Origin of the sequence: Endozoicomonas sp. (assembly GCF_031844845.1) — a bacterium.
GTDB lineage: Bacteria > Pseudomonadota > Gammaproteobacteria > Pseudomonadales > Endozoicomonadaceae > Endozoicomonas.
Window position 1 is genome coordinate 1 of the sequence record NZ_JAVRMB020000401.1, and the last position, 5,421, is coordinate 5,421.

The window sequence follows — 5,421 nt, forward strand, 5'->3', positions numbered from 1 at the left end:
GTCATCCTGTACAGGGATTGTACAGGATCCATCCACAGGGAGGTGACTGCCTGACGGTTGGCTTTTATGCCCTCGGGTAATCCCTGCCAGATGGATTGTGTACAATCCCTGTACACAATGACAGCCGCGTGTACCTTGGGGCGCTTAATTACATCCCGTAGGGAGAAAACTATCATAGCTAAAGCCCGTGGTTTTAACCTTTCAGGAGACTAATAAAAGAAAATAAAAGTATAAAATAAAAGACACCCATAAATTTATCAATATAATAAATAGGGGTATTTTTATGGATGTCCTGTTCTCCGTTCCTAGCCTATAGCTCAATGATTCGGGGGAGACGATTGATGCCGGGCTAATTTCTATGGTCTGTTAAAAAAGGGCGCAATAGTAACCCATCTGAACCAAAACCCCTACGCCAGAATGTACTGACTGGACAACTTTTTTCCGCAATCTGATCAGCAGACCTGCTATTTTACTTTCTTTTACCCTGATAAACAAAATTAACAAGGTGAACCATGAACCCTCCTCGCGGAGTCAAGCGCCCACATCCGGACATCCAGCAAATATCCCCGGACAGTCCCCGTCGTCAGCAACCGCCCAGAAAGTGCCAAGACACCACAGGAAGGTCTGTGTCCAGCCCTGCCCCGGCATCTTCCCCAAACATACCGTTGTCTCCCGGCCAGGCACCGGCCGGGAATAAAAGACTGGCGGTAAGGTTGAGTACGGTCACCGGATGTGCCGGCGTTGGCCTGTTTGCCCGGAAGCCATCCCCTGGCCATAACCGGCCAGTGTTCAGACGTGGCGAAACCATCATGAATGTTGAGGGCACCCTGGCATTACGTCAAACCCAGGCAAACAAAAAATCCCTGAGCTGGCTGGTCAACCAGCATTACTGTCACCCACTGGCGAATGATTCCCGGGTCATCTGGTCCAATATTTATCACCAGACAGAGGACAATCTAGAGGTGGAGTTTGGCTCTTACCCCCGGTGCATAGCCGTATGCAGCAATGACTCTCAAAAGACTGAACCTAATATCTCGTTCCAGGTGACCAACAATCTGCCTGAAACCAGATCGTCAAAAAAGGCGCACAAAGCGGTACGCAAACTGGATTTGGATGAATGCCCGACCTATACAGTGATTGCACTCAGGAACATCAGCGACAATGAAGAATTGCTGTGGTCTTACAGTCGGGAAGGCCAGGACAACACAGACTACAGTGGCAGCTACCTGAAGGCTTATGAAAAGGATAAACACCAGGAACTGATTACCGGCATAACCCATAATGTTATCAATCTCGAAAAGTTGCCGGTCGTTGTGGAAAACAGTGATGCATTTGACCAGCTGCGCATAAGTCATTACCTGGGTAGAGGAACGGATAAACCTGTTTGCCAGAAGGCAGATTTCACAAGGGCAGAGTGGAAATTTTGCAAACCCTATTACCGGAATAAACGTTTTAAACAGTGCCTGACAAAAGCGGTTGAAACGCACCAGTTACCAGCCTTCATCAAGTTACAACTGCATTTAAAGCTCAGGGACGGGCATGAACTGTCCAGAGCCTTAGGTCATCTCCAAAGAACATTTTATGTTTTTAAATATAAACATCTCCCCCTGCAGCCGAATTGGGTTAAAATATCTACTCTTGCCGCGTTGTATGAATATTGCGTCAACCATTGCATTCTGCGTCCTCATCAGAATGTAGGAGCTATCTCCTATCCCTGGTTCCGGCTGAAACTTGAAGAGTCCCCCGATGACAGGGATACCCTCGAACTGCTGGCCAAAAAGATCAGCCTGAAGCAGGAAGAGCCGAACGCCATTCCTGATCTTATTGTCACAAATCTATGCTCACATTGCATATATAACCCACTGAAACAAACAGCGCACTGGACTGTCCCCGATCTGGAGATCTTCACTGAAATTGCCACCAACAGAATTTATGATCCAACCCGGGTCGATGCATTGATTGCAAAATATAATGCTAATACCCGCAGAACAAGCAAGGATGCCCTGAGGGTGAACGGCCTGGCAAGAGCGGGCGATCTGAAGATGATGATTGCGTATATTAAAAAGCGTTTTTCGAGTTCACGTTCGTGTCAGGTGTGCACAGTGGCCACAGACTTCAGGAAACGGGGCTTTCAGCTATGGTTGGACGGAAAGTATGTTGAATCATCAAAAGTTAATATGACTCGCTTTATTCAGGAAAATTTTACCGACCCCAAAGACCTTGACAGAATGCTGCGTATTGAAGATCGATGCACCAATGAACAATTACTGGATAAAATCCGGCATCTGAAGACACGCAATAAATACAACCCGAATTTTGAAAAAGCTTTTTTGTCCCGTCTCCATAAAATGAAACATGGAGATGAACGTATCCTATGGAGTAAAGAATATATCAGGGCTATCTGTATACGGAATAAAATAAAATATCCATCCTTGGCATTACGGCATATGAAGCCTACGGAAGTACTGCAAAAAAAGCCTTCACTGTACACAGTGGATGACTTAAGGAATCTGTTTGATGGGGAAAATGAACCATGGTTTCAGCGACTTTTTCCCAATGCCTGTCTATTCTCTGACGATGATTAGAAAAAGCGGTTTAACCTGTGCCCACACGGGAATCGCCGGGCGGAATTATGGATTGAAATAAAAGAAATATATAATAAAAATCCACAAATTATACAAACCTGCATTAAATATGATTTCGAGACATTGAAGTACAAACATCATGACAATGATAACATGTGGAAATACCAGTTCTGCACTCAACGGGCGCAATCGCTGAATAGATATAACTTCACAAGGAATAATCAGCCTTACGTCTGGAAGCCAGCAGATATCCGCAAGATGGTGAAAGACGCACCCCAACTGACACATAAACCTGAAGGCATAAAAGGGAAAAATAAGAAGGCCATAAATTTAACCAAATTAAGCCATGTATCAAAAATGTTGATAAACAGCACCTTTCATTTGGTTGAAAGTCTCATATTGATTGATTTACAAGTCTTGCGAGATCGTAGCGGATAATTCCCTGCAAATTTTTTAAATGGTATAGCCTCTGAAATGACAGGAGTCTGAGTTATTCCACCTGTCATCCTGAAAATTTGTATGGATTAGCGAAATGAACATAAAGATGAATAGCTTTAATGTTCGCACTGTCATTGATGATATTTTGAGTAGGGCATAACGCTCCAATAAGCAAGTCATCTTCGTCATACAAAAAAAGACCACTCCAAGATAAATTTAGCTAATGAAGGAGAGACTCTTGGTTTTGTCACATTCAATGAAAACGCTAAGGATAAAGCATGGCTAGACGTGCATGGGACTTATGTTTCACCTAAGTGCCAAAAACTAGGACTAGGAACTTTTTTAGTAAGGGCAGTTACTGGAGTTGGATTATCAAATAATAAAAAAGGCGTTGAATTTAGCGACCCTTATTTCTATGGAAACTCAATATTCTATAAACGTAATGGAATGAATATGCTAGGACGGTGTCCTCGCCATCGTTACGGTTGCGCTCAATTGAAACTAACAAATGATGATGGAAGTAGGAATAAATTTCATCCACTGCTTCCTAAAACAAAAGAGTACCCGCTTGAGTTTAAAAAGTTAAAAGGTCCAGATCCTATGGCATTGCTTTAGATCGAAAACATATATGTAATGCAGATATATGTGTACGCATAACGCCTGCATAAGCGGCAGCGCGTCTAGCGCTGTCCGCTGGATGCACTTGTTATGCGCTGGATTTGAACTATGACTAATCAACACCTGTTATATACTTAAGAGATTTCCCTTTATACAACAGTATGCTTTTAATTTCTTCAAAAGAATAACCGTCGCCTTTTATAAAGAGTCCAATGATATCACTAATGTTATCCATTACTCGGATGAAGAATTTTGAGGGTGTTTCACCTTTATTTCTCTTCCAAGTTATCTGAGTTCCGGATGGGTCAAAAAGAGTCATAAATTTATTATGATCTTGAACAGACCAGGAAATAATAAAGTTATGACCTTGAAATGCTGTTTTCCTACCTTGACCTTGAAGTATTAGGAGAACGCAGCATTTTGGTAAAAGAAAAAACGCCTGAGATAATGTAGAAACTAATGATTTCACATGATTGAAAGAATATGGCTCGACATCAATATTGATTTCTTTATCATGCATCTTACTAGAAAGAAACTGATAGGTTAGCTCCACGCAATCTTTTTTCTTATTATTTAAAGTATCCAATCTGTCACTTGCTTTAATATTACTCCAATATTCCTTATGTAAGGATCTGGCTTTCTGACAACTGAAAATACAATCAGATGATTCTAGGAAACTTACTATCCATTCGACGGAAACCCCGAGACAGCAGTTTTCAGGAACTTGTATTGCCTTTACCTCTCCTTCTGTTAATGCAGATAAAGCCCTTTTTGTTAGCTCTTTAACATCAACAGAACGGTCTGTACTTGTAGGAATATATTTTTGCAGACAGTTTTCCGACGCTGATGCAAGATTAACTGAACTAGAGTGGCCTGAAACTTGTTGACATCTTCCTACACTTAAAATCATGCAAAGCTCCTTTTAACCATTTCCAAAGATAGACAGTAGTGACTCCATTAAGTTCAATATTTATGCTTTCTGACTGTCTTAAGCACATAACGCTTGCTTGTGCGAGCGCGATAGCGTCCGCACGAAGCACTTGTTATGTTTTTTTCTGTGATTCAATTAGTTGGTGTAATGCATCAATCGTTTGTACTTCTACTTTATATTTTATAGGTAGACGATCTAGTTGTGATGAAACTCTCTTAAGTGCAGTGCTTGGGTTTTCTGGAGGGTATTTTATCACTTTGCCAATACCTGTCACTGTGAGTAATTCTTCTGGAAGGGTACCAATAAAAATTGATGCTTTAGTTTTTGTTCTTGGATCAAAGGCAATATCACTACCACTATCTAATCGAAACGAAATTAAATAGTCATTATTGTCTCGCTCTAGTAATTCCGCGCAAGATAGACTGTTCAAATAATCTTCAACATTTTTACCATTGATCTTCATATTTATACTCCTAATACATAACGCCTGCTTCAACGGCGCGGAGCGTCCGTTTGTAAGCTCTCGTTATGCGCTGGTGTCACTATTTTCATTGGTGTAAGCTTCCGGGAAAGAATAGGACACCCAAAAATTGAATCCCTGAGAAACTATTCTATATTTCCTCTGTACCTTTTTTCCTGACAGGAGAACCCATGACCAGTTCCCGGAGAAATCTGATCGATACGGCGAGCACACGTTACTACCACTGCATCGCTCGCTGTGTTCGCCGGGCGTGGCTTTGTGGTCAGGATGATTTTTCGGGAAAAAACTTTGAACAGAAAACCGGGGTCAGGTCTTTCTTCTTTAAAGATACAAACCGGTTATGATTTTTCAGCTTAAAATCGGAATGG

The 5,421-nt window shown here is 41.8% G+C and carries 5 protein-coding genes; 3 read left to right on the plus strand and 2 right to left on the minus strand.

The window, feature by feature from the left end:
* Positions 1-626: 626 nt before the first annotated feature.
* Both RM811_RS22215 and RM811_RS22220 read left to right on the plus strand, forming a co-directional pair.
* Positions 627-2,585 carry an SET domain-containing protein gene (locus RM811_RS22215; protein ID WP_402528577.1) on the plus strand — a complete coding sequence of 653 codons (1,959 nt, stop codon included), beginning with the start codon at positions 627-629 and terminating at the stop codon, positions 2,583-2,585.
* A 648-nt stretch (positions 2,586-3,233) separates the two neighbouring features.
* A complete protein-coding gene (locus tag RM811_RS22220; protein ID WP_402528585.1) occupies positions 3,234-3,638 on the plus strand; it encodes a GNAT family N-acetyltransferase in 405 nt (134 codons plus the stop codon).
* A gap of 115 nt (positions 3,639-3,753) precedes the next feature.
* Here the strand turns inward: RM811_RS22220 and RM811_RS22225 are convergent, their stop codons facing one another.
* Together RM811_RS22225 and RM811_RS22230 are read right to left on the minus strand one after the other, a co-directional pair.
* Positions 3,754-4,551, minus strand: coding sequence for a hypothetical protein (locus tag RM811_RS22225; RefSeq protein WP_402528579.1), 798 nt, complete (start codon positions 4,549-4,551; stop codon positions 3,754-3,756).
* Between the two features lie 133 nt (positions 4,552-4,684).
* The gene (locus RM811_RS22230) at positions 4,685-5,035 is read right to left on the minus strand and encodes a hypothetical protein (protein ID WP_402528582.1); all 351 of its coding nucleotides are present in this window, start codon (positions 5,033-5,035) and stop codon (positions 4,685-4,687) included.
* Between the two features lie 188 nt (positions 5,036-5,223).
* Between RM811_RS22230 and RM811_RS22235 the strand changes: the two genes are divergently transcribed.
* The gene (locus RM811_RS22235) at positions 5,224-5,397 is read left to right on the plus strand and encodes a hypothetical protein (RefSeq protein ID WP_402528583.1); all 174 of its coding nucleotides are present in this window, start codon (positions 5,224-5,226) and stop codon (positions 5,395-5,397) included.
* Positions 5,398-5,421: the final 24 nt, after the last annotated feature.

Bases quoted from the DNA above. Each gene is read 5' to 3' on its own strand.
- RM811_RS22225 (WP_402528579.1), bottom strand. From the start codon at position 4,551: ATGATTTTAAGTGTAGGAAGATGTCAACAAGTTTCAGGCCACTCTAGT.
- RM811_RS22230 (WP_402528582.1), bottom strand. From the start codon at position 5,035: ATGAAGATCAATGGTAAAAATGTTGAAGATTATTTGAACAGTCTATCT.
- RM811_RS22235 (WP_402528583.1), top strand. From the start codon at position 5,224: ATGACCAGTTCCCGGAGAAATCTGATCGATACGGCGAGCACACGTTAC.